The sequence below is a fragment of the Streptomyces sp. NPDC021019 genome, from assembly GCF_044333295.1.
Taxonomy (GTDB): domain Bacteria; phylum Actinomycetota; class Actinomycetes; order Streptomycetales; family Streptomycetaceae; genus Streptomyces.
The window spans coordinates 227,305-251,573 of record NZ_JBIRQR010000003.1 but is presented as its reverse complement, the minus strand read 5'-3'; the positions used below and the strand labels follow the sequence as shown (position 1 = coordinate 251,573).

23 protein-coding genes are annotated in these 24,269 nt (G+C 70.8%); 5 read left to right on the top strand and 18 right to left on the bottom strand.

The genetic code is table 11. The features are described from left to right. Window positions 1-6: 6 nt before the first annotated feature. The 16 genes from ACH4RG_RS18580 to ACH4RG_RS18505 form a co-directional block, all read right to left on the bottom strand. The gene (locus ACH4RG_RS18580; RefSeq protein WP_398539845.1) at window positions 7-771 is read right to left on the bottom strand and encodes a hypothetical protein; all 765 of its coding nucleotides are present in this window, start codon (window positions 769-771) and stop codon (window positions 7-9) included. Between the two features lie 52 nt (window positions 772-823). Further along, window positions 824-1,321 (bottom strand): nuclear transport factor 2 family protein, encoded by a 498-nt coding sequence (locus tag ACH4RG_RS18575; RefSeq protein WP_397917466.1) that lies wholly within the window; start codon window positions 1,319-1,321, stop codon window positions 824-826. 197 nt (window positions 1,322-1,518) lie between these two features. Next, window positions 1,519-2,106 carry a hypothetical protein gene (locus ACH4RG_RS18570; RefSeq protein ID WP_397927115.1) on the bottom strand — a complete coding sequence of 196 codons (588 nt, stop codon included), beginning with the start codon at window positions 2,104-2,106 and terminating at the stop codon, window positions 1,519-1,521. Between the two features lie 23 nt (window positions 2,107-2,129). Then, the gene (locus tag ACH4RG_RS18565) at window positions 2,130-2,651 is read right to left on the bottom strand and encodes a hypothetical protein (protein WP_397917464.1); all 522 of its coding nucleotides are present in this window, start codon (window positions 2,649-2,651) and stop codon (window positions 2,130-2,132) included. After that, window positions 2,648-3,883, bottom strand: coding sequence for an MlaD family protein (locus ACH4RG_RS18560; protein WP_398539844.1), 1,236 nt, complete (start codon window positions 3,881-3,883; stop codon window positions 2,648-2,650). Before ACH4RG_RS18560 ends, ACH4RG_RS18565 begins: the two co-directional genes overlap by 4 nt. Then, window positions 3,880-5,112 (bottom strand): MCE family protein, encoded by a 1,233-nt coding sequence (locus ACH4RG_RS18555; RefSeq protein WP_398539843.1) that lies wholly within the window; start codon window positions 5,110-5,112, stop codon window positions 3,880-3,882. The genes ACH4RG_RS18560 and ACH4RG_RS18555 overlap by 4 nt, the downstream gene beginning before the upstream one ends. After that, on the bottom strand, window positions 5,109-6,251 hold the full coding sequence (locus ACH4RG_RS18550; RefSeq protein ID WP_398539842.1) for an MCE family protein: 1,143 nt from the start codon (window positions 6,249-6,251) through the stop codon (window positions 5,109-5,111). Before ACH4RG_RS18550 ends, ACH4RG_RS18555 begins: the two co-directional genes overlap by 4 nt. 1 nt (window position 6,252) lies before the next feature. Further along, on the bottom strand, window positions 6,253-7,272 hold the full coding sequence (locus tag ACH4RG_RS18545) for an MCE family protein (RefSeq protein WP_397917460.1): 1,020 nt from the start codon (window positions 7,270-7,272) through the stop codon (window positions 6,253-6,255). Beyond that, window positions 7,269-8,300 carry an MCE family protein gene (locus ACH4RG_RS18540; protein WP_397917459.1) on the bottom strand — a complete coding sequence of 344 codons (1,032 nt, stop codon included), beginning with the start codon at window positions 8,298-8,300 and terminating at the stop codon, window positions 7,269-7,271. Before ACH4RG_RS18540 ends, ACH4RG_RS18545 begins: the two co-directional genes overlap by 4 nt. Then, window positions 8,297-9,586, bottom strand: a complete 1,290-nt coding sequence (locus tag ACH4RG_RS18535) for an MCE family protein (RefSeq protein ID WP_398539841.1) — start codon at window positions 9,584-9,586, stop codon at window positions 8,297-8,299. Before ACH4RG_RS18535 ends, ACH4RG_RS18540 begins: the two co-directional genes overlap by 4 nt. Next, window positions 9,586-10,389 carry an MlaE family ABC transporter permease gene (locus ACH4RG_RS18530; RefSeq protein WP_397917457.1) on the bottom strand — a complete coding sequence of 268 codons (804 nt, stop codon included), beginning with the start codon at window positions 10,387-10,389 and terminating at the stop codon, window positions 9,586-9,588. Before ACH4RG_RS18530 ends, ACH4RG_RS18535 begins: the two co-directional genes overlap by 1 nt. Window positions 10,390-10,392: 3 nt before the next feature. Further along, the gene (locus tag ACH4RG_RS18525) at window positions 10,393-11,265 is read right to left on the bottom strand and encodes an MlaE family ABC transporter permease (RefSeq protein WP_397917456.1); all 873 of its coding nucleotides are present in this window, start codon (window positions 11,263-11,265) and stop codon (window positions 10,393-10,395) included. Further along, a complete protein-coding gene (locus tag ACH4RG_RS18520) occupies window positions 11,262-12,248 on the bottom strand; it encodes an ABC transporter ATP-binding protein (protein WP_397917455.1) in 987 nt (328 codons plus the stop codon). Before ACH4RG_RS18520 ends, ACH4RG_RS18525 begins: the two co-directional genes overlap by 4 nt. Before the next feature lie 550 nt (window positions 12,249-12,798). Then, on the bottom strand, window positions 12,799-14,295 hold the full coding sequence (locus ACH4RG_RS18515) for a DUF6801 domain-containing protein (protein WP_397917454.1): 1,497 nt from the start codon (window positions 14,293-14,295) through the stop codon (window positions 12,799-12,801). Window positions 14,296-14,862: 567 nt separating this feature from the next. Then, window positions 14,863-15,519 carry a hypothetical protein gene (locus tag ACH4RG_RS18510; RefSeq protein WP_397917453.1) on the bottom strand — a complete coding sequence of 219 codons (657 nt, stop codon included), beginning with the start codon at window positions 15,517-15,519 and terminating at the stop codon, window positions 14,863-14,865. Between the two features lie 225 nt (window positions 15,520-15,744). Continuing rightward, window positions 15,745-16,680 carry a hypothetical protein gene (locus tag ACH4RG_RS18505; RefSeq protein ID WP_397917452.1) on the bottom strand — a complete coding sequence of 312 codons (936 nt, stop codon included), beginning with the start codon at window positions 16,678-16,680 and terminating at the stop codon, window positions 15,745-15,747. An 809-nt stretch (window positions 16,681-17,489) separates the two neighbouring features. On the opposite strand from ACH4RG_RS18505, the gene ACH4RG_RS18500 reads away from it, so the two are divergent. From ACH4RG_RS18500 to ACH4RG_RS18480, 5 genes are all read left to right on the top strand, one after another. Continuing rightward, complete coding sequence (locus ACH4RG_RS18500) at window positions 17,490-18,704, top strand: helix-turn-helix domain-containing protein (RefSeq protein WP_397917451.1); 1,215 nt, start codon at window positions 17,490-17,492, stop codon at window positions 18,702-18,704. A gap of 200 nt (window positions 18,705-18,904) precedes the next feature. Then, complete coding sequence (locus ACH4RG_RS18495) at window positions 18,905-19,168, top strand: hypothetical protein (protein ID WP_397917450.1); 264 nt, start codon at window positions 18,905-18,907, stop codon at window positions 19,166-19,168. Between the two features lie 388 nt (window positions 19,169-19,556). After that, window positions 19,557-19,733, top strand: coding sequence for a hypothetical protein (locus ACH4RG_RS18490; RefSeq protein WP_158688564.1), 177 nt, complete (start codon window positions 19,557-19,559; stop codon window positions 19,731-19,733). Window positions 19,734-19,918: 185 nt separating this feature from the next. Beyond that, window positions 19,919-20,773, top strand: a complete 855-nt coding sequence (locus tag ACH4RG_RS18485; RefSeq protein ID WP_397917449.1) for a hypothetical protein — start codon at window positions 19,919-19,921, stop codon at window positions 20,771-20,773. A 60-nt stretch (window positions 20,774-20,833) separates the two neighbouring features. Continuing rightward, window positions 20,834-22,927 carry an MDR family MFS transporter gene (locus ACH4RG_RS18480; RefSeq protein ID WP_398539840.1) on the top strand — a complete coding sequence of 698 codons (2,094 nt, stop codon included), beginning with the start codon at window positions 20,834-20,836 and terminating at the stop codon, window positions 22,925-22,927. 45 nt (window positions 22,928-22,972) lie between these two features. On the opposite strand, the gene ACH4RG_RS18475 is transcribed toward ACH4RG_RS18480, so the two are convergent. Next, the gene (locus tag ACH4RG_RS18475; protein ID WP_398539839.1) at window positions 22,973-23,407 is read right to left on the bottom strand and encodes a YchJ family protein; all 435 of its coding nucleotides are present in this window, start codon (window positions 23,405-23,407) and stop codon (window positions 22,973-22,975) included. 28 nt (window positions 23,408-23,435) lie between these two features. Then, a complete protein-coding gene (locus tag ACH4RG_RS18470; RefSeq protein WP_398539838.1) occupies window positions 23,436-24,245 on the bottom strand; it encodes an SAM-dependent methyltransferase in 810 nt (269 codons plus the stop codon). Window positions 24,246-24,269: the final 24 nt, after the last annotated feature.

The following is a 24,269-nucleotide window of genomic DNA, read 5'->3' as shown; positions in this document are numbered from 1 at the left end:
CGGGGCTCAGCGGGTGAACGTGTCGATGGCGGCGATCAGCCAGGTGTCCCCGCGGCGGACGGCGTCCACGGCGAACATCGCCGCCGCGTACGTCGTCTCCTCGTCCTTGCCGGTACGGGTGTTGCTCTGGTCGGCGAAGATCAGCAGCCGGGCGCGGTCGCCGTCGAGGAACTCGACCCCGCTCCCGGTCACGGTGGTGGTCAGGACGAGTTTCTGCTTCGGGGCCTGCTCCCGTACGTCGGCGAGCATGTCCTTGTGCTGCCGCACGGCCCGGCCGGTCAGATAGGTGCTCGCGGCGCGGTCGGACCGGGCGGGCGAGGCGTAGTCGTACGAGAACACCGCGCCGACCGCCTCGCTGATCCGGCCCTTCACCTCACTGGTCCGGCCGATGTCGGTGAGCGCGGTGTTCCGCCGGGCCGGCTCGTCACGGAGGCTGCCGGCCGAGGTGAACGCCCAGGCGGCGAAGGCTCCGAGGAGGACGGTGAGGGCGCAGAGCACGGCGGGAAGTGACAACCGCGGGCGGGACGCCCTGGCACGGGGGGCGTCCGCCGGGGCGTCGGGAGCCTCGTCGGAGCCGGCAGCGGCGTCAGCGGCGGGGGCGGGGCCGGGGGCGGGGTCGGTGCTCTCCGCCGTCTGCGCCGGTTCGGCAGCGGTGACAACGGTGGCGGCGGTGCTCTGTTCGGGTGCCGGGTCGGTCTCGGCCCCGAGTGTGCGCGGTGGTGCCGTGGCCAGCCGGCGGCGGCGGTTGACCAGGTGACGGGTGGTCGACATGGGCGGGGTCCTCTCCGGGGCAGGCGGGTGCGGGCGGATGTGGGGGCCGGGGTCAGCCGCCCGTGCCGCCGACGGGCGCCTGGCCGAGCGCGCTGAGCTTCCACCCGTCGGCGGTGCGCGTGAGGCTCCCGAGCAAGCGGCTCTCCTTCACCGCCGGTTCACCCCTCGGCGCGGTCACGGTGACCCGTAGCGCCACCATCACCCCGGCCCGGCCCGCCCGTTGGTCGAGCTCGGTCACCGCGCCGGAAAGGACCTTCGCGGTGCTCACCGTCTTGGCGGCGGCGATCTGCTCGGCGAACGCATCGCGTCCGTCGACGAGCTGGCTGTGCAGATCGCCCGTGGTGGACTGCTCCCAGCTGTCGAGCCCCTTCTCCAGGGAGCGGTGGTCCAGGGTGTTCATGTTCTGCACCGCCTGCTCGCCCGCCGCCAGTGCGTCGTCCCGCGCCTGCGCGAAGGACGCCGCGTCGTCGTGCGTGGCCTCGTAGCGCAGCCAGCCGCCCCAGCCCGCCGCTCCGGCCGCGCAGAGCGCCAGGGCCAGTGCGGCGATCACCAGCGGGTTTCGCGCCCCCGTCCGTACCGTTCCCGCCCGTGCCGCCGTCCCTGCCGGTGTCGGACTCTCCGGGGCCGGACTCTCCGGTGGCGAGTCCGGCCCTGCCGGATCCTGCTGTGCCGTCCGCTGCCGTGCCATGTGCTGCCTCTCTCCTGCCTGCCGAACCGGACCGGTGCGCCATCGCCTCCGGCCCGCCGTCATGTGGAGCCGATCTCGACGATCCACCAGCGTCCGTCGCGCAGGCGCGCGGTCACCGTGAGCTGTGCGGAGGCGGTGGTGGGGGCGCGGCCCCGGCGCTCGTAGACCTGGTCGAGGAAGACCAGGAGGTGGGCGCTGCTACCGGTCAGCCGGGTCACCCCGGCCCGCACTACCTCCGTGGTGAGCGTCAGTCTCTGGTCGGCGGACTGCCGCTCGACCTGGCCGAACAGCGCCGCGTACTGCTGGAGCGCCTTGCCCGCCAGGACCTCCTTCGCCGCCGCCCTGGTGGCGGCCGTGGCCCCGGGACCGTAGGAGAAGATCTTCCCGAGCGCGCTGCTGACGTCACCGGTGACGCGGGCGGTCGCCTCCGCGTCGGTGAGCGCGAGGTTCGCCGTGGCCGTGGTGTCCCTCAGGTGGCGTCCCTCGACGTACAGGGCGCCGCCCGTGGCTATCAGGGCGACCGTCATGAGTGCGCCGAGGACGCGTGGCCACCGCCGGAGGTGTACCTCCGCCGCACCGTCCGGGTCCGCCGTCTCCGATCCGGCTTCCCGGCCCACCTCGGGATCGAGGACCGTGTCGCTCTTCATCGTCGCCGTTCCTCCCCGCGGTCTCATCGGCCGCCGCCCGTTCCGATCGCCGTGAGCGCCTTGACCTTCCAGCCGTCGGCCGTACGGGCGAGGGTCGCCCCGAACCGCTTGCGCTGGGTGCCGGCCGCGCCGGAGCGCGGGGTGACCTCGACGTCCACGGTGGCGATCAGCTCCGCCGTGCCCGTGCGCTCGTCCAGTGCGGTCAACGCTGCCGAGGTGACCTTGCCCCGGGCCGTGTCGCCCGCGGCCGTCAGGGACTTCGCGTCGGATTTCCGGGTCCGCTCCAGTTGGTCGTGCAGCGGCCCCGTGGAGGAGTCCAGCCAGGCCCGCAGCCCGTCGTCGACCCGCTTCGCGTTCTCGCCGTCCAGGCTGTTCAGCGTCGCCAGGTGCCGTCTGCCGTCGGCCAGGGCCGTGTCGCGGGCCTTCGCGTAGGACAGCGAACGGTCGCCGCGCGCCTGCCCGTACGACCAGGCCCCCAGGCCGCAGACCAGGGCGGCGACGAGCAGCACGGCCCAGCCGGCCCGGCGTCGGGTGCGGGGCGTCATGAGCCGCCTCCCAGGCCCAGCAGCCCGGCCATGCCCTCGGCCGGCGGCTCTGTGGTCGCGGACTCGGCGTCCACGGTTCCCGGCAGCTTCATCGAGCCCGGAACGGCCGGCTTCGGCACCGGTCCGCCCTTGGGGGCGTTGGCGCTGCCCCGGACGTTGATGCCGGTGCCGGGCGAGGAGGTGCAACGGGCGGCGGTGTTCACGGCGGGCCCGTCCGAGGTGTTGAGGCCGTTGCGGTAGACCGTGCCGCCGTACCCCGCGGTGCACGGCAGCGGTTCGAAGAAGGCGACGGACATTCCGAACCGGGCGCCGTCGTCGTCGACCGCGCTCGATCCGGCGGCGACCACGGCGGGCAGCTTCACGAGAAGTTCTTCAAGGCCGCGTTGGCGGGTGACAGCGACCTCCGAGGTGGTGAGGAGGTTGGCGACGACGACGCCGAATGCGGGATCCAGGTCGCGCAGCAGCCCGCTGATCTGGACGGCGGCGTCCGGGGTGGTCGCGATGAGGCGGCGCAGGTCACCGTCGGAGCCCTTGAGTTCGGCGGCCAGTTCCCTGGCCCCCGAGGCGAAGCCCTTGAGCGCCTGTCCCTGTTCGGCCTGGGTGCGCAGGACGCGCTCGCCGTCGGCCATCAGCCGGGTGGTGACCGGCAGGGCCTTGTCGGCGGCCTCGATGAAGTCGCCGCTGGTGTCCAGCAGGACCTGGAGGTCGTCGCCGCGCCCCTCGAAGGCGGCCCCGAACTCTTCGACGACGGTCCGCAGGCTCTCCAGGTTCACGGAGCTCGCCAGGTCGTCGACGCTGGTGAGGACGTCGGTCGGGGGCGCGGGGGTGGTGGTGTCGGCCTCGTCGATGACCGAGCCGTTGCCCAGGAACGGCCCTTCCTTGCGGGTGGGCCGCAGATCGACGTACTGCTCGCCGACCGCCGACAGGTTCGCGACGACGGCGGTGAGGCTGTCCGGGATCGGCGGCGCGTCCTTCTCGATCCGCAGTTCGGCCTCGACGCCGTCCTCGGTGAGCTCGATGGGGCCGACGCGGCCCACGGAGACGCCCCGGTAGGTGACGTTGGAGTGGGTGTACAGCCCGCCCGTCTGCGGGAGTCGGACCGTGACGGTGTAGTAGTCGCGCAGTCCGACGTAGTGGCCGAGATCGGCGTACCGCACCCCCAGGTAGCCGAGGGCCAGCGTGGCGATGACGAGGAAGGCGAGGTTCTTCAGCCGGATGGCGAGGGTGATCACGGTGTCACCCCCTTCGCGACGCTCGAAGCCCCCGAGGGCTTCGGCGCCCCGGTCTTCGGCGCCCCGGTCTTCGGCGTTCCTGACACGGCGGGCAACGGCAGGGGCAGGGGCAGCGCACCCCGGGCCGCCGCGCCCACGCCCTCGGCCGGGGGCAGCGGCGGGATGCCGGGGGGATCGGGGGTGAGGGCGGGGATGATCTGCGTACCGGGCAGGGCCGTCACGTCCAGGTAGACGTTGAGGTAGTCGCCCTTGACGCCGCGGAGCACCTCGTCCGTGAAGGGGTAGGTCAGCAGCACCTGGAGGGAGTCGGGGAGGTCCTGGCCGGAGTCGGCGAGCGCCTCGAGGGTCGGGGCGAGCGCCTTGAGGTCGGCGATCATGTCGGCTTTGCTCCGGTTGATCGTGTCGACGGCCACGGTGGAGAGGGTGTCGAGGGAGCGCAGCATGGTCAGCAGTGAACCGCGCTGCTTCTCCAGGACCTTGAGTCCGGGACTGAGCCCGGTGAGTACCGTGCCGACGTCCTGCTTGCGGGTGGCGAGGGTGGCGGCGAGGCGGTTGACGCCGTCCAGGGCCCTGGTGATGTCGCCCTTGTTCCCGTCCAGGTTGGTCACGAGGGTGTCGACCCGGTTGAGCATGGAGCGGATCTGCGGCTCCTGCCCGGCGAGCGCCTTGTTGAGTTCGGTGGTGATGGTCTTGAGCTGGTTGACGCCGCCCCCGTTGAGGAGCAGGGACAGGGCCCCGAAGACCTCTTCGACCTCCGGGTTCCGGTTGGTGCGGGAGTGCGGGATGCGGCCGCCGGCGGCGAGCGAACCGCGTGCGGTGCCCTCGGGGGGCGGGGCGAGCTGGATGAACTTCTCGCCGAGCAGGCTGGACTGTTCGAGGCGGGCGTAGGAGTTGGCGGGGAGCTTGATCTTCCCGTTGACCCGCATGGTGACCCGGGCCCGCCAGCCGTCCGGGGCCAGCGCGATCTTGGTGACGCGCCCCACGGCCACGTCGTTGACCTTGACCGAGGACTGCGGCGCCAGGCTGAGGACGTCGCCGAACTCGGCGGTGACCTCGTACGGCCGGTCACCGAGTTCCGCGCCGCCGGGCAGCGGGATCTGCTCGATGCCGGTGAAGGAGGGGCCGTCGGGGCGGACCACGACCAGGGCGATCAGCGCACCGGTGGCGAGGAGGGACACGGCCGCGACGGCGGCCCGTACGACGGGTCTGCGCCGGACGTCGTCGTTCATCGTCGCGCTCCCTTCTGCTTGCCGGGCTGCTCGCCGGGGTGCTTCTCGGGGGTGCCGTAGACCGTGCCGACCTCCGGGAGCGGCAGGACGGGAAGGGCCTCGCGGCGGGTCGCGTCGACGGGGGCGAGGCCGGTGAGCCGGCCGGCGGCGGAGGCGGCCCCGGGGTCGACGAGCGGTCCCCCCATGGACAGTTCGTTGAGGTTGGTGCGCCCGTTGAGGGTGCGGTTGGCGGGGTCGTAGGCGTTGAGGACGTTGCCCGCGGCGAGCGGGAGGGTGTCCATCGCCTCGGCGAGCGAGGCGCGCTGGTCGACGAGCGCCTGGGTGACGGGCACCAGCGCCTCGACGTTCTTCTTGAGCGCGCCGCGGTTCTTGGCGATGAAGGTCTTGACCTGGCCGAGGGCGGTGCCGAGTTCCTTGAGGGCCGCGCTGAGGTTCTTCTTGTCGTCGGCGAGGAAGGAGGTGACCGTGTTCAGCTGCTGCTCGGCGCTGCGGACGTTGCCGTCGTTCTCCTTGAGCATGGTGGTGAAGGTCTGGAGGTGGGCCAGGGTGTCGAACAGGTCACCGCTGGACTTGTCGAGCGTCTTGGTGGCCTTGCCGAACTGTTCGATGGAGTCGCCGATGGCCTTGCCGTTGCCGTCGAGGTTCTTCGCCCCGGTGTCCAGGAGCCGGGCGAGCGCCCCGTCGGCGTTGGCGCCGTTCGGGCCGAGGGCGGTGGAGAGCTCGGTGATGGAGGCGTACAGCTCGTCCACCTCGACGGGGGTGGCGTTGCGGGCGGCGGGCAGGACCGCGTCGTCGGCGAGCCGGGGGCCGCCGTCGTAGGCCGGGGCGAGCTGGACGTAACGGTCGGCGACGAGGCTGGGGGCGACGACGACGGCGTGGGCGTCCTCGGGGACGTCGATGCCGTGGTCGAGGCGCAGCACGACCTTCACCTCCTCGCCGCGGGGCTCGACGGAGGCGACGGTCCCGACCTTGACGCCGAGGATCCGCAGGTCGGATCCGGCGTAGACGCCGGTGGCGCGTTCGAAGTAGGCGGTGACGGTGGTCTTGCCGTCCTCCTCCAGGGCGCTCACGCCGGTGGCGGCCGCGACGACGACGAGGGCGAGTCCGGCGGTGATGCCGGTGATGCGGGTGCGTCTCATGTCAGCGGCCTCCTTGCTGCCGGGGTGGCATGCAGCCGGTCGCCGGGGGTGTGCCGGCGGGGAGGTAGTTCTTGGGCACGACTCCGCAGACGTAGTTGTCGAACCAGCGCCCGCTGCCGAGGGTGTTGCCGACGAGCCGGCTGTAGGAGCCGGTCATCGCGAGGACCTTGTCGAGGCTCTTGCGGTTCTTGACGAGGACGGCGGTGACCCGGCCGAGGGACTCCAGGGTCGGCCCGAGCTGCTTGTCGTTGTCCCGGACGAGTCCGGTGAGCTGGGTGCCGAGGTCGCGGGTGCCGGTGAGCAGCAGGTGGATGGAGTCGCGGCGGGCCTGGATCTCGCCGAGCAGCAGGTTCCCGTCCTCCAGGAGCGTTTCGAAGCTGCTCTTCTTCCCGGCGAGGGTCTTGGTGAGCTTCTTGCTGTTGCGGAGCAGGGTGGCGAGCTGGGCGTCGCGTTCGGAGACCGTACGGGAGAGGGCGGAGAGCCCGTCGGCGGCGCTGCGGACGTGCGGCGGGGAGTCCTTGAAGGTGGCGGAGATCGTCTCGAAGCTCTTGGCGAGCTGTTCGGTGTCGATCTCCCCGATGGTCTCGCCGAGGCCGTTGAACGCCTGGGTGACGTCGTACGGGGAGGTGGTGCGGCTCGCGGTGATGCGGGAGCCGGGGTTCTGCGGGGCGTCGCCGAGGGGGTCGACGGCGAGGTACTTCTCGCCGAGCAGGGTCTTGACGGCGATGCCCACGGTGGAGGAGTCGCCGATCCAGGCGCCTCTCACCCGGAAGTCGACGCGGACCTTCGCGCCGTCGAGGGAGACGCCGGTGACCTCGCCGACCTTCACTCCGGCGATCCGCACCTCGTCGCCGTCGGTGAGTCCGGCGGATTCGGTGAAGTCGGCGCTGTAGGAGGTGCCGCCCTGGACGAAGGGCAGGGAGTCGGCGCGCCAGGCGGCGAGGCCGAGCAAAGTCAGGACGAGGAGTCCGACGACGGCGACGGAGACCGGGTTGCGTTCCCGGACGGGGGTGATTCTCATGCCAGGCACCTCGGTTGGGTGATCGCGATGCCGCCCGGCGGTTTGCTGCCGTCGTCGTGGGTGACGCCGCTGACCTTCGCTTCGCAGAGGTAGAGGTTGAGCCACGATCCGTAGGACGTCAGCCGGCTGATGGCCGCCATCTTGGCCGGGGTCTTCTCCAGGAAGTTCTCGATCTGCGGAGTACCCTTCTCCAACTGGTCGCTGAGGCGCCCGAGTTGGCGGATATCGTCCTTGAGCGGCTTCCTGCCGTCCTGGAAGAGGTCGGCGGTGACGGTGGTGAGCGCGCCCATCGCGGTGATGGCCTCCCCCAGGGGTTTGCGGTCGCCGGAGAATCCGGTGACGAGCTTCTCCAGGGTGACGACGAGGTCGTCGAAGCCGGCCTCCCGGTCGTTGACCGTCTTGAGGACCGTGTTGAGGTTCTTGATCACCTCGCCGATCACCTTGTCCTTCGCGGCGACGGTGGTGGTGAGCGAGCCGACGTGCCGCAGGATGCTGTCGACGGTGCCGCCCTCGCCCTGGAGCACCTGGACGATGGAGTCGGCGAGCTGGTTGACGTCGGGCGGGGACAGCCCTTCGAAGAGGGGCTGGAAGCCGTTGAAGAGCTGGGTGAGGTCGAGCGCCGGGGTGGTGCGGGAGAGCGGGATGGTGTCGCCGGGCGCGAAGGCCCGGCCGACGGGTCCGGGGCCCCGGTCGAGGTCGACGTACCGCTGGCCGACCATGTTGAGGTACTTGATGGACGCCGTCACCGAGGCGGGGAGGGTGCGCCCCTTGCGTACGGCGAAGGCGACCTCGGCGACCCGCCGGTCGGCGACCTTCACGGATTCGACCTGGCCGACCTTGACTCCGGCGATCCGGACGCTGTCGCCGGGGATGAGCCCGGTGGCGTCGGTGAACCGCGCCCTGTACGTGGTGGTGTCCCCGACGCCGGTGTTGGCGATGGAGAGCCCTAGGACGGTGGTGGCCAGCACGGTGACGACGATGAAGACGAGGGACTTGGTGATCGGTCCCGCGAGCGAGCGGCGTTTCACTTGAGCTTCACCTCCGCACCGCGGAAGGCCGGGCCGATGAGCACGCTGCTCCAGTCGGCCAGGTCTCCCGGCCGGGCTTTGAGCGAGGGGGCGACCAGTTCGTTGACGAGCCGGGACTCCTGCGGCGAGTTGGGCAGTCCGAGCCCGGTGTCGGCGGCGTCGCCCGCGTCCGCCGGGGGCGCGGTGACGTCGGTGACCCGGCGGGTGTCGGCGGTCGGGGCGCGCTTGCCGACGTACGGCACCGAGTAGCAGGCGGGCCCGCCGCTCGCGCTGTAGACCGGGGTGTCCTTGCCGGGGACGTATTTGCCCTTGGAGGGCACGGACTTGATCGACACATGCAGCCCCGGTCGGTCGGTTCCCTTGCCCAGCGCCTTGTCCATGGCGGGCACGAAGCCGGCCATGGTGCGCAGCGTGCAGGGGAACGACTCGGCGTATTCGGCGAGGAGTTCGAGGGAGGGGCGGCCGGCGGCGGAGAGCCGGATCAGGTTGTCCTTGTTCTCCCGCAGGAAGGAGGTCGTGTCCCGCGCGGCGGCTGTGGTGGTGCCGTAGAGCCCGGCCAGCCGCGCCTCCTGGTCGGCAAGCGTGGAGCTGGTGACCGTGGCGTCGGTCAGCGCGTCGAGAACGTCCGGCGCGGCGTCCGCGTACAGCGTGCTCACCTTGACGAGTTCCTTGATGTCGGCGTTGAGGGTGGGGAGTTGGGGGTTGAACTTCTTCAGGTGGCCGTCCAGCGTGGTCAGCGTCTCGCCGAGGCGCGTCCCCCGTCCCTCCAGCGCCTGGGAGACGGCGTTGAGGGTGGCGGAGAGCTTCTCGGGCTTCACGGCGGTCAGCAGCGGCAGGACGTTGTCCAGGACCTGCTCCAGCTCGATGGCGTTGCTGGAGCGGTCCTGCGGGATGACCGCCCCGGCCCGCAGGGTGGTGCCCGTGGGGACGCGGGGCGGGACGAGCGCGACGAACCGTGCGCCGAAGAGGGTGGTGGGCAGCATCTGGGCGGTGACGTCGGCGGGCACCTGATCGAGCTTGTCCCGGTCGATGGCCAGGGTGAGACGGGCGCCGTCGCCGTCGGTGGCGATGGAACGGACCTGCCCGATGACGACACCGCGCAGCTTCACGTCGGCGTTGTCGTGCATCTCGTTGCCGACCGCTCCGGTGCGGACGGTGACCGTGGCGTCGTCGGTGAAGTCCTTCTCGTACACGGAGACCGAGACCCACACCAGGACGGCGGGCACCGCCAGGAAGGTGACTCCGGCCAGGCGTCGGCGGACCGTGCGGGTGCTGGAGGTGCGCATCAGCCGGCCACCTTCACCGTCGTCGTGGCGCCCCAGATGGCGAGCGAGAGGAAGAAGTCGGTGACGCTGATGAGGACGATGGCGTTGCGCACCGACCGGCCGACCGCCACGCCCACGCCGGCCGGTCCGCCGGTGGCGTGGAAGCCGTAGTAGCAGTGGGCGAGGATCACCAGCACGCTGAAGATCAGCACCTTGAGCACCGACAGCAGCACGTCCTCGGGAGAGAGGAAGAGATGGAAGTAGTGGTCGTAGGTGCCCGCCGACTGCCCGTTGAAGAAGATGGTGATCCAGCGGGAGGCGACGTACGAGGAGAGCAGCCCGATCGCGTACAGCGGGACGATCGCGACGACTCCGGCGATGATCCGGGTGGTGACGAGGTAGGGCATGGAGCGGACGCCCATCGCCTCCAGGGCGTCGACCTCCTCGTTGATCCGCATCGCGCCGAGCTGGGCGGTGAAGCCCGCGCCGACGGTGGCGGAGAGGGCGAGGCCGGCGACCAGGGGGGCGATCTCCCGGGTGTTGAAGTAGGCGGAGATGAACCCGGTGAACGCCGAGGTGCCGATCTGGTTGAGGGCCGCGTAGCCCTGGAGTCCGACCACGGTGCCGGTGAACAGGGTCATGGCGACCATCACGCCGATCGTGCCGCCGATGACGCCGAGTCCGCCGCTGCCGAAGGCGACCTCGGCCAGCAGCCGCTGCACCTCCCGCAGATAGCGGCGCAGGGTGCGCGGGATCCAGACGAGTGCCTTGACGTAGAAGGTGAGTTGGTCGCCCGATCGGTCGAGCCAGCTGAGCATCGCCATGGGTCAGCTCCCCTTCGCGGGGACGATCTGGAGGTAGATCGCCGTGAGGACCATGTTCACGAAGAACAGCAGCATGAAGGTGATGACGACGGACTGGTTGACCGCGTCGCCGACGCCCTTGGGGCCGCCGCGCGGGTTGAGGCCCCGGTAGGCGGCGACGATGCCCGCGATGAAGCCGAAGATCAGGGCCTTGAACTCGCTGATGTAGAGGTCGGGCAGCTGGGCGAGGGCGGAGAAGCTCGCGAGGTACGCGCCCGGGGTGCCGTCCTGCATGATCACGTTGAAGAAGTAGCCGCCGAGGGTGCCGACCACGGAGATCAGCCCGTTGAGCAGGACGGCGACGAGCATGGTGGCGAGCACCCGGGGGACGACGAGGCGCTGGACGGGTGAGACGCCCATGACCTCCATCGCGTCCAGTTCCTCGCGGATCTTGCGGGAGCCGAGGTCGGCGCAGATCGCGGATCCGGCGGCTCCGGAGATCAGCAGCGCCACGATGATCGGGCTGGCCTGCTGGATCACGGCCAGCACGCTGGCGCCGCCGGTGAAGGACTGGGCGCCTAGCTGCTGGGTGAGGGAGCCGACCTGGAGGGCGATGACCGCGCCGAACGGGATGGAGACGAGGGCGGCGGGCAGGATCGTGACGCTCGCGACGAACCAGAACTGCTCGATGAACTCGCGCACCTGGAAGGGGCGGCGGAAGATCGCCCGGACCACCGCGACGGCGAGCGCGAAGAGCTTCCCGGTCTCACGGAGCGGGGCGAGGAGCCGGGAGGGCCGCCGTTGCTCGGGCGCGGACGGGGCGGTCGCCCCGGGGTCGGAGGGCGGCGGGGGATTCTCGGGCGGCTCGGGCGGCCGCACCGGCATCGGGGCGGTCACGCGCGCGCACCTCCCGCGGCCGGGGCGTAGCTGTCGAGGATCGCCGTACGGGCGGCCTCCGGCAGCTGGCCCATCATCGACATGACCCGCTCCCGGCGGCGCAGCGCACCCTGGCGTACGGGCATCCCGGGCGACGGCTCCAGCTGGGGGACGACGGCGCGGGGTCCGGTGCGGGGCGGGGTGGCGTCGGCCTGCTGCTCGGCGGCGAGCGTGGCGGCGTCCTTCTCCTCGGACATGCCGATGGGGCCTTCGCGGCGTCCGGCGAGGAACTGGGAGACGACCGGGGTGTCGCTGGTGAGCAGCACCTCGCGGGGGCCGAAGGTGACGAGGTTGCGGCAGAACAGCATGCCCATGTTGTCGGGGACGGTCGCCGCGATGTCGAGGTTGTGGGTGACGATGAGCATCGTCGCGTCGATCTGGGCGTTGAGGTCGATGAGGAGTTGCGACAGGTAGGCGGTGCGGACCGGGTCGAGGCCGGAGTCCGGCTCGTCGCAGAGGATGATCTGCGGGTCCAGGACCAGGGCGCGGGCGAGGCCGGCGCGCTTGCGCATGCCGCCGGATATCTCGCCCGGCAGCTTTCCCTCGGCGCCGAGGAGCCCGACGATGTCGATGCGCTCCATGACGATGCGGCGGATCTCGGATTCCTTCTTGCGGGTGTGCTCGCGCAACGGGAAGGCGATGTTGTCGAAGAGCGACATCGAGCCGAAGAGGGCACCGTCCTGGAACATGAGGCCGAAGAGCTTCCGGGTCTCCATGATGTCGCGCTCGGAGCTGTTCACCATGTCGACGCCGTTGATGAGGACGTGTCCCTGTTCGGGCTTGAGCAGCCCGATGATGGATTTCAGGAAGACGGTCTTTCCGGTCCCGGAAGGACCGAGCATGACGCTCACTTCACCGGCGGGCAGGGTGAGGCTGACGTCCTGCCAGATGTTCTGCTTGCCGAAGGACTTCGTCAGGCCCTCGACGACTACTTCGATTCCCATCGGCCCTCCCTCGAAGTTGCGGTGAACGTGTTCATCGATTGGCGCTCCGGCTCTGAGAAAAGCGATGGCGGCTCGTCACACATGCACCAGGGGGCGCACGTTATGTCCGCCGAAACCGCCAGGGCAAGCCGTTGAACAGCGAAGATCGGCGAACGCGGGGCTGAGAATGGAGCACTTGTCAATCAGTGACAAGGCCGATTCCCGTCCTTGTCGAAATCTGCGCAGGCAGTGGGCGTTCGGTCCGGGGCTCCCCTGGACCGGAGCGGAGCGAACCGGGCCCCGGTGCGCCCGCCGAACAGGCACGCAGCCGGATTCGGTCGGCACGTCTGGGACGCTACGGGCCGGTAACCTGACTTCGCAATACTGGGTACAGACTTTCCTCGGCGAGAATTCACGCGGGGCGAAGAATTGTCGACGCGTGAGCAATTCTCGAACCAAACCTGTCGGATGATGAGGAATCGCACGCCGGCCGGTGGGCAGGAAAGAGCCCTTCCGGTCGGGAGACCGGAAGGGCTCTGGGCGTTCGGGTCAGCGCTCGGAGGTGTCCGGGTCAGCGCTCGGGCTTCGGCACCCTCGGGGGGCAGTCCGGCCCTTCCGGGTTCGTGGCCACGCACAGGGGCGCCTGTGTCATCTTGGTGTAGTTGTCGGCCTTCTTGCCCGGGCTGGAGATGGCCGAGGTGAAGATCGGGTCGAGGTCCTCCCCCACACCGCAGCCCTCGAACGGCGGGATGTGGGCGTACCCGGTCAGACTGCCGCCGGTCGCCACGAGGTAGCCGGCCGGCGGATAGCTCTGGCCGTACCCTCTCAGCACCTGCTCGAAGGGGCGTGCCGTGCGGCAGTCGGCGCCCACGTCCAGGGGGACGCCGTTCACCTCGACGTCGGAGAGCCGCATCACGAGCTGGGCCGTGACGGTCGTCTCCTCCGGGTAGGTGGGCGTGTTGGTGACCGTGTGGGTGTGGATGGCGGCCGGCGGGCCGACCTGCTCCAGCGTCATGGTCGCGGTCGTCGGCATGAACCCGTAGCTGAGGAACGTGGCCTTCGTCGGGGGGAGTTGCCGGCGCCCCTGGTAGTCGAAGTTCACCTCCGAGCTGACGTCGACGGTCGAGGCGCAGGAGTCGTTGATGTAGCGCTTGTTGAGCACCACCTTCATGAACGCGGGCCCCAGCGCCGCCGCGCCGTCCAGCTTGGCGGCGTTGGCGTAGCCGGCCGCGTAGGTCTCGGCGGTGGTCATCACCCACTCGGGCGGGATCTCGATCGGGCAGCTGCCCGGGTCCTCGCCGTCCAGGGCCGCGAGCCGTTCGTCGGTGAGGGCGTCGATCTTCTTCCGGGCGCCGGGCGACAGGCCCTCGGCCGGCCGGGTGGGGGCCGGGCCCGGTGCCGGGGCGCTCGCCGACGGCTGCGGAGCGGGGGTCGTGGGGCCGCTGGCGCCGCGGACGGTGATGGCGGCGAGTTCGGGTTCCTGGCCCGGGGCGGGTTCGCAGGTGACGTCGAGCCCGGGGGGCGTGGTCGGCTCGTCGGCGGCGGTGAGCGAGGACAGGGAGAGGGCGAGCTCGGCGGGGGCCAGCGTCGCGCGACCGGGGCTGCCGAAGGAGACCGTCGGCACGTCACCGGTCGCGGTCAGGGCCAGGCCGCCCCCGTCGGGCCCGGGCAGGACGACGGGCGGAGCGGTCAGATCCTGCCAGGAGGCGTCGGCGGACCGGTCGCCGACGGTGTTGCGGACGGTGAGCCGCGCGACGGCCGACAGGGTGGCGGCGTCCAGCTCCCCGAACCGGGCGAGCGCCGTGGGATCCAGGTTCACCTCGACGGAGACCTGGGACGGGCGGATCACCTCGCCCGTGCGGACCGAGGTGGGGAGCACCGCCGAGACGACGACGTCCACTTCCTCGGGCCCGGAGGGGAACGGGCAGGCGTAGCGGAGCGCGACCTCCGAGGTCTGTTCCGCGGCGGCCGACTCGGCGCTGGGGACGAGAGCGGTGGCGACGACGAGCGCCCCGCCCACGGCCCAGTGGATCGGTCGTCTCGCTGCGGCGCGTGCATCGACGGTCATACGGATGTGTCCTTCCGGCGCGCGGGGACCCAGGGACGAGTACGGACAGCGGGTCCACTTCTCGGCAACAGCCCCTGTGGGCGGATGTCGAGCGGATTTCGAACGGACGTCGGGCGGGCTTCGGTGGTACGTCGAGCGGAGTTCGGACCGACGTCGGGCGGGCTTCGGTGCTACGTCGAGCGGAGTTCGGACCGACGTCGGGCGGGCTTCGGTGCTACGTCGGCCGGGCTCAGCCGTACGTCGTCCGGACAGGGATACGGCCCCTCCTACCGACGGGTACGGTACGCACGCCGACGACGCCTGGGAAGGGCCGCGCTTCCGATCGGATCACGGGCGCCCGGACTTTGGCAGCCGGTGACAATCCACGGCCGCGCCCTTGTCGGCGAGTGCGCGGGAACGGGGGGCGCCCGGCCGGTGCGGTGGAGCGGTACGCGCGGCTCCGGCCGACGGAGCGGCCTGTGCGGCTCCGCCGACACCTCTCAGCGCGCACCGCTCGCGGTCGTGCCCGGCCGTCGGGTGCGCACGGCCGGGCACGACGCTCAGGTACGGGACGTCATCGGCGGTGGGTCACCCGCTGATGACCGGGGACTTGCCCGTAGCCGCGTTCACGATGGTGTACAGCCCCTGGAAGCTGGCGGTGGTGCCGACGATGCCGCAGCCGCCGCCGGTCTTGTTGGCGATGGAGAGGGTGAGCCCGCCGCCCGCGGTGTTCAGCGTCCCGTTGCTGCCGCCCGCGCTCGGGTTGTTGTACTTGGCCGCGACCTTGCCGGTCACGTCGAAGGTGCACGGGCCGAGGACGCTGTTCCCGGACACCTTCGCCTTGATCGCTCTGATCTCACCGGTCACCTGGCCCGTGGAGTTGGTGCCGGCGCCCGCCGCGTAGTTCAGGCCCCAGATCTCCCACGGCGGCGTGGTGGTCACCGTCCACGTCGAGCTGAACGGCCCGGTGCACGGCGAGTTGAACGAGATCCCCGAGATCGACGCGAGCTTGGCCGGGCTCCCGGCGACCGGAGAGGTCGGCGCCGAGCCCGAGGCTGCGGACGTCGCACACTGGATCTTGTTGCCGTTGTTGTCGGTCAGGACGGTCACGCCGGCGCTGCCGTTGAAGGCGCCGGTGGGGCTGATCGTCCAGCTGGTCGGCGCGGCGACGGCCGACGGGGCCGCCAGGACGACGGATGCCGCGGCGGCACCGATCGCGGTCAGGACTCCGGTTCGCTTGAACATGGGGGTACTCCCTTTTCTCGTCCCGTTGGGGATTCGACTGAACGTGACTGGAGAGGCGCTTGCTCGGTTGCTCGCCGTGCCGGACGGTGCGGCACTGGGCGGGTCCACGGCACCGGCTCATGTCGAGGTGCGCGGACAGGGAATGGGGAGGGAGGGTCGCTCATCACCTCCTCGGTACTCGGCGTCACTCGCCGTCAGGGTGGGCCCGGCGGAACGGGACCGCGGCTACCGCTTCGCGGAGTGCCAGAACTCGGACAACTTCCTGCCCTCGTTCGGCGCGAGGCCGGCGGGGTCGTAGGGGCTGCCGAAGTACGTCGTGGTGGCGTCGAGCGTCACGCTGTTCTTTCCGGCGGCGGACGGGAGACCGGTCTTGAGATTCACCGCCCAGTCCAGGAGCCCGGCACCGCAGCCGCTGGCCCCGGGAACGGCGAACGTGGCATCCCCCTGGTCGGCGCCGTCGAAGGTGTAGCGCCCCATCTCGCCCTCGTCGTCGTTCGGGGTGCCATCGGCCGAGAACCGCTGCAGTGAGAGGCTCGGCGCCGTCACGTTGCGGGGTTTCAGGAGCACCGGGTCGGAAGTGGTCCCGATGTAGCACTTGTCACCGAGGAACGGATTCTTGAGGTGGATGCGGACCGGGATGGTGAGAATGGGATCACCGGTGGAGAATGCCGCGCTCATATCGAAGTCGCGTGGCGCTCCGGCCGGTTCGATGGTGGCCGTCACCCGGTTGAGACTGTTGTCCGTCAACTGACGGCAGATTGCCGATACCAGCGGAATTCCGCTGGGACACATGAGTCCGATCAGCCCGCCGGGGATCTCCGCCGGATCCGCGGTCAGCGCCCCCTCGGGAGGGGCCACCAGGGAGGCGGCGCCGCCGGGGCGCTGGATGACTCCGAGCTGCAGATCGGTGTCGCCGGTGGAGACCTTCGTCTTGCCCAGCGTGATGGTTCCGGTGGCCGAGCTCGACGCTATGCAGGTCGCGATGGTGGTGAGGCCGTCCGCGGCCAGCATGGGGGCCGCGTCGACCGGACAGCGGTCGAAGGGCGCCCAGTCGCCGTTGAGCTGGGTGGCGGCGGTGGCCGAGCCGGTGGAGAGCAGAGCACTGAATGCCGTGAACGCCGCGAGCACACCTACGCGGGTTCGATTGGAAACGGATCTCATGTCGTCCCCTCTGTCGGCCGCCGTGGCGCGGCCTCGTGCACGAAGTTGAGCGGTTCCGCAATACGAGCCCGCACCGCGACGACTTCTCGACGGTGTTGGAACCTCGGGTGGGCCCGGGGCGGAGGATCGGAGCATCAAATTTCGGGCAGATTTCGTGACCGAATTGATCGAGGCGTGATGTTACTCGCGGGAAACCAGGCGACACAATCCGTCCGTCTAAGATTCTTTGTATCGCACTTTTTTTGATCCGGAAATGAGCATCGGGACACCACCCCCTTGTCAAGGAATGCGCACTCGGGCGCAGAGAATTGCGCAGCCGCGACCGGAAGCCCGCGTGCCGTGCGTACGCGGCCCCACGGAGACGGGGGCGGCTGACGCCCCGCCTCCCCTCACTCACGGATGGCGTACAAATCAGCCACTCGGCCGAAAATGCCCACCACGGAGTGGCCACCCACCCACATTCGCCGTGGTGAGCCGCTTGCGCACCCGTTCACCACAGGGATCGACCGACACCACGGACATCACGCCGAGAACGTTTCCGGGCAGCGGAACGGCTTTGTTGTCACCGCCGGAGCACGCGGCCGAAATTCATTGTCCGAAAGCGCGTAGTGCCGCCCGACCTGCACGGAAGTCGCACAGTGCGGCCGGGATGTGTGCCCCCTGCACTTCGATCTTGCCCAAGTGGTGTGCAGTGCCTGTTCGTTGGTCTATCTTCGTCGCGAACTTGGTACGCACCTGTCGGTTCGTGGGAGCGCTTTCCCCCCACCGCCTCACCCCACCACCGGGCGCCGAGAGCAAGGGGACCTGTCATGCCACATCTCATACAGCCGTTGGATACCGACGACCCGTTGGGGCCGCTCCCCCAGGAATTCGCGGCGATCATGCGGCCCGAACTGCCCAGCCTCATCAAGGAAATCGGCGTGGAGGTCACCCGGGCCTATCCGGAATACGCCCGACTGCTCGACGGCCCGAACGGGCAGGCCATCCGGGTGGGCGTGGAGCAGAGCCTCGCCTCCTTCGTCGATCTGGTGGCCGAGCCCTCCTCCCCCACCACGCTCCGCGACGACATGTGCCGGCGCTTCGGAAGGTTCGAGGCGTACGAGGGCCGGACCATGGACACCCTCCAGGGGGCCTACCGGCTGGGTGCACGGGTGGCCCTGCGGCGGGCGAAGAAGGTCGGGCAGAGCTACCACCTGTCCCCGACCCTGATGCTGAGCTTCGCCGACGCGCTCTTCGCCTACGTCGACGAACTGGAATCGCTTTCCCGTGAGGGGTTCCAGGAGGTGCAGTCGCAGTCGGGCGAGCACAGCGAGGCGTTGCGCCGCCGACTGCTCCACCTCATTCTCTCCGGGCGCCCGACCCCCGGCAGCGCCATCGCGGACCTGTCCGAGCAGGTCGGGTGGGCGCTGCCGGAAGAGGTCACGCTGATCGCCGTCCGCGCCCCGGCGGAACTGGACCGGCTCAGCGCGGACCGCGACCTCCTCGTCGATCTCAGCGCCCCGCAGCCCCACCTGCTCATCCCCGGAGCACTGGACGACGCACGAAGATCCATGCTGGAACAGGCCCTGCCGGCCGGCCGCGCGGCGATCGGGCTGACCGTACCCACGGCGCTGGCCTGCGAGTCGATCCGCTGGGCCCGCCGGGTCCTGGAGCTCGTCGACTCGGGCGTGATCGACGACGCACCGCTGATCCACTGCGAGGACCACCTCACCACCCTGTGGCTGCTGTCCGACCCCGCCCTGCTGGACCAGCTCGCCCGGCGGGAGCTTGCCGCCGTCGCGGGGATCAGCGCCACCCGCCGCGACCGGCTGGTCGAGACGCTCCGGATCTGGCTCGACACCCGGGGCACCGCGGCCCAGATGGGCGCACTGCTGGATGTCCACCCGCAGACCGTGCGCTACCGCATGCGGAGCCTGGAGACCATCTTCGGTGACCAACTCGTCGATCCCGAGAGACGTTTCGCCACCGAGGCGGTGCTGCGCGCGTTGCGGCTGCGTTCCCGCACCACGGGCACATCCCCCTGATCCGGATCACGTTCGGCGCGGCGGGTCAACTTACCGGCGCGTAAGGCGAAATAGACGGTCAGTCCCAAACGGTTGCGACACGGAGACGTATCCGACGAGAAACCCGGAACCGCGTCCCGTACACAGGAGGGAACCTGCCGCCCATCAGGCGACAGGCCCGTGCACCGCCTCCTGGCCAACCATCCGAGAGGGAACGCCCCATGACCGCCTCGCACCTCCTCGTCCCCGTGCCGATCCCGGACCGGGTCGCCGCGCTGATCGGTTCGTGCATTCCGCCGCACATCCTCCAGGCGGAGTTCGACGCCGACTGCGCGGCCCGCGAGGTACGCAGGTTCCGCGGCCCCCGGCTCGGCATCGAGGACCAGGCCGACCGCGAACTGGCCCTGTCCGATCTGGCCCGCGCCAACAAGATGCTGGCCGCGCACCACCCGGGACTCGCCGTGCTCCCGGGCTCACCCGGCTGACCGCCCCTCACCCCTCACCACCCCTGATCCGGGCCTGAACCGCGCGGAATCGGTGTGATCCTCGTCGCCCTGAACGCGTACACCGACGGGGAACGGAGCCGTGCAATTCTCCGTCGGGCCGGGCCGGACGGAGATCGTCACCGAGCGCGTCGGGACGTGTACGCAACAGCGCCGAGGCCGCGCCACACGCCGCCGACGTGCGGCAACACGGTTCGGATCGTCCGGTCGTGACGATGCGCGGCGATCGGTGACGACGGTGTGGAGAGCGTCGCCCCACAGGACGACAGCGCGTCGGCGCCGTCTCGGGACCGACGACGAACGGTGCCCGTGGTGGGCCCCACACGTTCGACCGGTGCCTCTCCGGTCTCCCTGCCACTAGCCTCTTCACATGACCTCCACTTCGACCGAGCCGACGCCTGCCCGCCCGATGGTTGAGCTGAACGCGGAGATCCGCGCTCTGGTCGCCGACGGCGGTGTGGTCTCGCCCGAGGGTCGCCGGGAGTACGAGCGGCTGCTCGTCGAGTGGGTGGCGGCCGTACGGGGCGGATCCACGGACGCTGTCTGACCGCGGGGCCGCGGACTGCCACCGGAAGCGGCGAGGGCCCGGGCGCAAGGGCATCCGGGCGGGCTCATGCGGGCAAGGGGGCGGGCGGGCCGGCCTCGGACGCAGAGGAACCACCCGCTCCGCGGGCCCTGCCGGGCGTCGGCGATAGTGATCGTCCGTCCGCGTCCTGCCCCCGGGAGAACCTCATGACCGCCGCGTCACCCGCCGGCGCACGCCGCCCGTCCCTCCTGCTCGTCACCGATCTCGCGTACGAGGCCCGCGGCCGCCGCTACTGCGACGAGGACATCTACCTCGGCTCCCGGCTGCGCGAGTCGTTCGACGTCGCTCTCTGCCACCCCCGGGACGCGGCCGCGCTGCTGGAGGGCTTCGACACGGTGCTCGTCCGCAACAGCGGGCCGGTGCTGCACCACCGGGAGGCGTACGACGCGTATCGCTCCCGGGCCAGGGAGCTGCGGACGCCGGTCTACAACCCGCTGGACGGGCGTGGTGACATGGCGGGCAAGGAGTATCTGGTCGAGATGGACCGGGCCGGGTTGCCGGTCATCCCCACGGTGGACCGAGCGGCGGATCTGGCGCGGCTGCCCGATGTCTCCCGGTACGTCGTCAAACCGAAGCTGGGTGCGGACTCGGTCGGGCTGCGTTTCGCCACGGCGGCGGAGGCGGCCACCGAGCTGGAGCGGGCGGCCGAGGGCTCGCTCCTGGTCCAGCCGCGCATCGACTTCCGCCATGAGGTGTCCTTCTACTTCGTCGACCACGACTTCCAGTACGCGCTGTACGCACCCGACCCGGAACGGCGCTGGATGCTGGAGCCGTACGCGGCGAGCGCGGCGGACCTGGAGTTCGCCCAGCGCTTCATCGCCTGGAACTCCCTCACGCACGGGATCCAGCGGGTCGACGCCTGCCGCACGGAGGACGGCGCGCTGCTGCTCGTCGAGCTGGAGGACCTCAATCCGTATCTGTCGCTGGACCGGGTCGGCGACGACGTCCGCGAGGCGTTCGTGGCGCGGCTGAAGACGTCGATCGCCTCGCTGCCCCGCTGACCACCCCCGTCCGGACCGCCCCCGCATGCGGGGGCGTGGGGCCGATGTGAGGGTGCAGAGGTGACCACTGCCAGCGAGCAAGCTCCCGCCGCGCAGAGTGCCGCCGCGCCGCCGCCCGTCCTCGACCGGCGGCGGCGCAACATCGTCTTCGCGACGATCGTGCTGGGCATGCTGCTCGCGGCCCTGGACCAGACGATCGTGGGCACGGCCCTGCCGACGATCGTCTCGGAGCTGGGCGGGGCCGCGCACATGTCGTGGGTGGTCACCGCCTATCTGCTGGCGGAGACGGTGGCCACCGTCCTGGTCGGCAAGTTCGGCGACCTGTTCGGGCGGAAGCTGGTCTTCCAGGTCTCGGCGATCATCTTCATCACGGGTTCGTTCCTGTGCGGCCTCGCGTCGGACATGCTGCTGCTGATCCTCTGGCGCGGTATGCAGGGCATCGGCGCGGGCGGCCTCATGGTCACGTCGATGGCACTGATCGCGGACGTGATCCCGCTGCGCGAACGGGGCAAGTACCAGGGCGCGATCGGAGCGGTGTTCGGCATCTCGACCGTGATCGGGCCGCTGCTCGGCGGACTCTTCACCGACCATCTGACCTGGCGCTGGGCGTTCTACGTCAACGTGCCGATCGCCATCGCGGTGGTGATCGCCGCCGCCCGGAACATTCCGTCGGTGAAGGCCGCCGGCCGGCCGGTCATCGACTACGCCGGGATCGCGCTGGTCACCGTCGGGGCGAGCGCGCTGATCCTGGCGACGAGCTGGGGCGGGAACGAGTACGCCTGGGGCTCGCCCATGATCATCGGCCTGTTCGTCGGCGGGTTGATCGCCCTGGCCCTGTTCTGCGTGGTGGAGACACGGGCGAAGGAGCCGATGCTGCCGATGCGGCTGTTCCGGAATCCGGTCTTCACGGTCTGCTCGATCCTCAGCTTCATCGTGGGCTTCGCGATGCTCGGCTCGATGATCTTCCTGCCGACCTATCTCCAGTACGTGGACGGGGACTCGGCGACGCTCTCGGGGGTGCGGACGCTGCCGCTGGTCGTCGGTCTGCTGGTCGCCTCGATCTTCAGCGGCAACGTGGTGAGCAAGACGGGCCGCTACCGGGTGTTCCCGATCGTGGGGACGCTGGTCATGGCGGCCGGGCTGTTCCTGCTGTCCCGGATGGGGCCGGGGACCGGCGTCTGGCTGGAGTCGCTCTACATGGTGGTGCTGGGGCTCGGCATCGGGCTGGCGATGCAGGTGCTGACGATCGCCGTGCAGAACACCGTCGACTACGAGGACCTGGGCACGGCCACGTCGGGCGTGACGTTCTTCCGCACTCTGGGCAGCGCGTTCGGCACGGCGGTGTTCGGCACCATCTACGCCAACGCGCTGAAGCCGAACCTCACCGACGGCGTCGCGCGGGCGGTGGCGGCGGGCGGCGACCCGGCGGTGCTGGCCGGCGCCTCGCAGAGCCCGCAGGCGCTGCACGCCCTGCCCGCCGCCCAGTCGGAACCGCTGGCCCTGGCCTACGCGGACACCCTGCACACCGTGTTCCTGTGGACGGTGCCCGTCGCGCTGATCGGCTTCGTCGTCGCCCTGTTCCTGAAAGAGGTGAAGCTGCGGGACTCGGCCCGGCTCGGGTCGACGGACATGGGTGAGGGCTTCGCGCAGCCGGGCAGCGGGGACTCGGCGAAGGTCCTGGAGTACTCCGTGGCCACGATCCTGCACGGCGCGGGCCCGGACACCGCCCGGCGGATCACCGCCGAGTCCGACACCCGCCTAGACATGGCGGGGGCCTGGGCGGTGATGCAGGTGGACCTCTTCACCAGGATGGTCGGCCACGCGGGCCTCGGGCTGATCGCGGCCCGGCACCGCATCCCGCCGGAGGTGCTGGTGCCCGTCTTCGACCGGATGATCGAGGAGGGCTATCTCACGGGCGACGGCCGGATCTTCTCGCACACGGCGGCGGGCCGGCGCGAGGCCGCGGTGATCTCCGACGCCTGGGGCCACTGGCTCAACGAGCGCCTGGCCGAGGACGGCGCCCGCCCCGACGACCGTCAGCTCCGCGCCACCGTGGACGTGATCGCCAAACGGCTGCTGGCGGAGGACCTGGCCCAGGAGCTGTCCCCGGCGGCCGGTCCCGGCGGCTCGCGGCGGGTGGGGGCCCCGGCCTGAGGCCCGGGCCCGCTCCCGGTCGCGGCCACCGCCGCACGGGCGGGCTCAGTCGACGAAGACCGCCGTCGTGTAGACCCAGGCGCCCTCGTGCCGGACGAAGCGGCTCTTCTCGTGGAGGGAGTCGGGGCGGCCGTCGTCGGTGTAGTGGGCGCGGAAGGTGACCGTCCCGGTGGAGTGGAAGGCGCTGCCCTCGGTGGCGTCCAGGATGTCCAGCCCCGTCCAGCGCGTCGCGGGGTCGAAGTCGACGCCGGGCGGCCGGGTCCCGGGGTGCCAGGTGCGCAGCAGGTACGCCGCGTCCCGGACGACGAAGGCCGCGTACCGGGAGCGCATCAGTGCCTCGCAGGTCGGCGCGGCGGCGCTGCCGGAGTGGAAGCGGCCGCAGCACTCCCCGTAGGCGGCGGGCAGGCCGCAGGGGCACGGGGAGGCGGGGGTGATCCGCGCGGCGGCGGGCCCGCGCGGCCGGGAGGTGCGTCGTGACATGGGTTCATTGTGACGCGTGGCGGCCGGCTCAGGGTTTGCGGGCCACGCCGGCGTAGCCGGGGATCGGCTCGTCGCCCGGGACGTCGATGACCTCTCCGAGCTCCGGATGCCAGTCGGCGGAGAGCGAGACGCCCGGCTCGACAAGTTCGAGACCGTCGAAGAACGCCGTGAGTTCGGCGCGGCTGCGGGGACGCAGCGTCATCCCGCGCGCCTTGTACATGGCCCGTGCCTGCGCGGCGCCCTCCGGGTTGAAGTCGCCGGTGGTGTGCGAGAGCACGAGATAGCTGCCGGAGGGAAGCTGCTCGACCAGCTTGTCGACCAGTTCGCCCGCGCCGTCCTCGTCGTCGATGAAGTGCAGCAGGGCCAGCATCGACAGGGCGATCGGCTCGTCGAAGTCCAGGACCTTGCCGGCCTCCGCCAGGATGGTCTCCGGCCTGCGGGCGTCGGCCTGGATGTACTCGGTGGCGCCCTCGGGCGTGGAGCGGAGCAGCGCCGCCGCGTGGGCGAGCACGATCGGGTCGTTGTCGCAGTAGACGACGCGCGCGTCGGGGGCGGTCCGCTGGGCGATCTGGTGGAGGTTCGGCTCGGTGGGTATGCCGGTGCCGATGTCCAGGAACTGGCGCACCCCGCTCTCGGCGAGCCGACGCGTGACCCGGTGCATGAACGCCCGGTTGACCCGCGCCATGTCACGGCCCCGTGCGTCCAGGGCGAGCAGCTGTCGCGCCATCCGTTCGTCGACCGGGTAGTTGTCCTTGCCGCCGAGGAACCAGTCGTACATCCGGGCCGGATGCGGCTTGCTGGTGTCGATCTCGAGGGAGTGGGGTTCTTGCCCGGTCATGACGCGCTCCGTGGTCGGGTGTCC

Bases quoted from the DNA above. Each gene is read 5' to 3' on its own strand.
- ACH4RG_RS18580 (WP_398539845.1), bottom strand. From the start codon at position 771: ATGTCGACCACCCGTCACCTGGTCAACCGCCGCCGCCGGCTGGCCACG.
- ACH4RG_RS18570 (WP_397927115.1), bottom strand. From the start codon at position 2,106: ATGAAGAGCGACACGGTCCTCGATCCCGAGGTGGGCCGGGAAGCCGGA.
- ACH4RG_RS18565 (WP_397917464.1), bottom strand. From the start codon at position 2,651: ATGACGCCCCGCACCCGACGCCGGGCCGGCTGGGCCGTGCTGCTCGTC.
- ACH4RG_RS18555 (WP_398539843.1), bottom strand. From the start codon at position 5,112: ATGAACGACGACGTCCGGCGCAGACCCGTCGTACGGGCCGCCGTCGCG.
- ACH4RG_RS18550 (WP_398539842.1), bottom strand. From the start codon at position 6,251: ATGAGACGCACCCGCATCACCGGCATCACCGCCGGACTCGCCCTCGTC.
- ACH4RG_RS18545 (WP_397917460.1), bottom strand. From the start codon at position 7,272: ATGAGAATCACCCCCGTCCGGGAACGCAACCCGGTCTCCGTCGCCGTC.
- ACH4RG_RS18535 (WP_398539841.1), bottom strand. From the start codon at position 9,586: ATGCGCACCTCCAGCACCCGCACGGTCCGCCGACGCCTGGCCGGAGTC.
- ACH4RG_RS18530 (WP_397917457.1), bottom strand. From the start codon at position 10,389: ATGGCGATGCTCAGCTGGCTCGACCGATCGGGCGACCAACTCACCTTC.
- ACH4RG_RS18520 (WP_397917455.1), bottom strand. From the start codon at position 12,248: ATGGGAATCGAAGTAGTCGTCGAGGGCCTGACGAAGTCCTTCGGCAAG.
- ACH4RG_RS18515 (WP_397917454.1), bottom strand. From the start codon at position 14,295: ATGACCGTCGATGCACGCGCCGCAGCGAGACGACCGATCCACTGGGCC.
- ACH4RG_RS18510 (WP_397917453.1), bottom strand. From the start codon at position 15,519: ATGTTCAAGCGAACCGGAGTCCTGACCGCGATCGGTGCCGCCGCGGCA.
- ACH4RG_RS18505 (WP_397917452.1), bottom strand. From the start codon at position 16,680: ATGAGATCCGTTTCCAATCGAACCCGCGTAGGTGTGCTCGCGGCGTTC.
- ACH4RG_RS18500 (WP_397917451.1), top strand. From the start codon at position 17,490: ATGCCACATCTCATACAGCCGTTGGATACCGACGACCCGTTGGGGCCG.
- ACH4RG_RS18495 (WP_397917450.1), top strand. From the start codon at position 18,905: ATGACCGCCTCGCACCTCCTCGTCCCCGTGCCGATCCCGGACCGGGTC.
- ACH4RG_RS18490 (WP_158688564.1), top strand. From the start codon at position 19,557: ATGACCTCCACTTCGACCGAGCCGACGCCTGCCCGCCCGATGGTTGAG.
- ACH4RG_RS18485 (WP_397917449.1), top strand. From the start codon at position 19,919: ATGACCGCCGCGTCACCCGCCGGCGCACGCCGCCCGTCCCTCCTGCTC.
- ACH4RG_RS18475 (WP_398539839.1), bottom strand. From the start codon at position 23,407: ATGTCACGACGCACCTCCCGGCCGCGCGGGCCCGCCGCCGCGCGGATC.
- ACH4RG_RS18470 (WP_398539838.1), bottom strand. From the start codon at position 24,245: ATGACCGGGCAAGAACCCCACTCCCTCGAGATCGACACCAGCAAGCCG.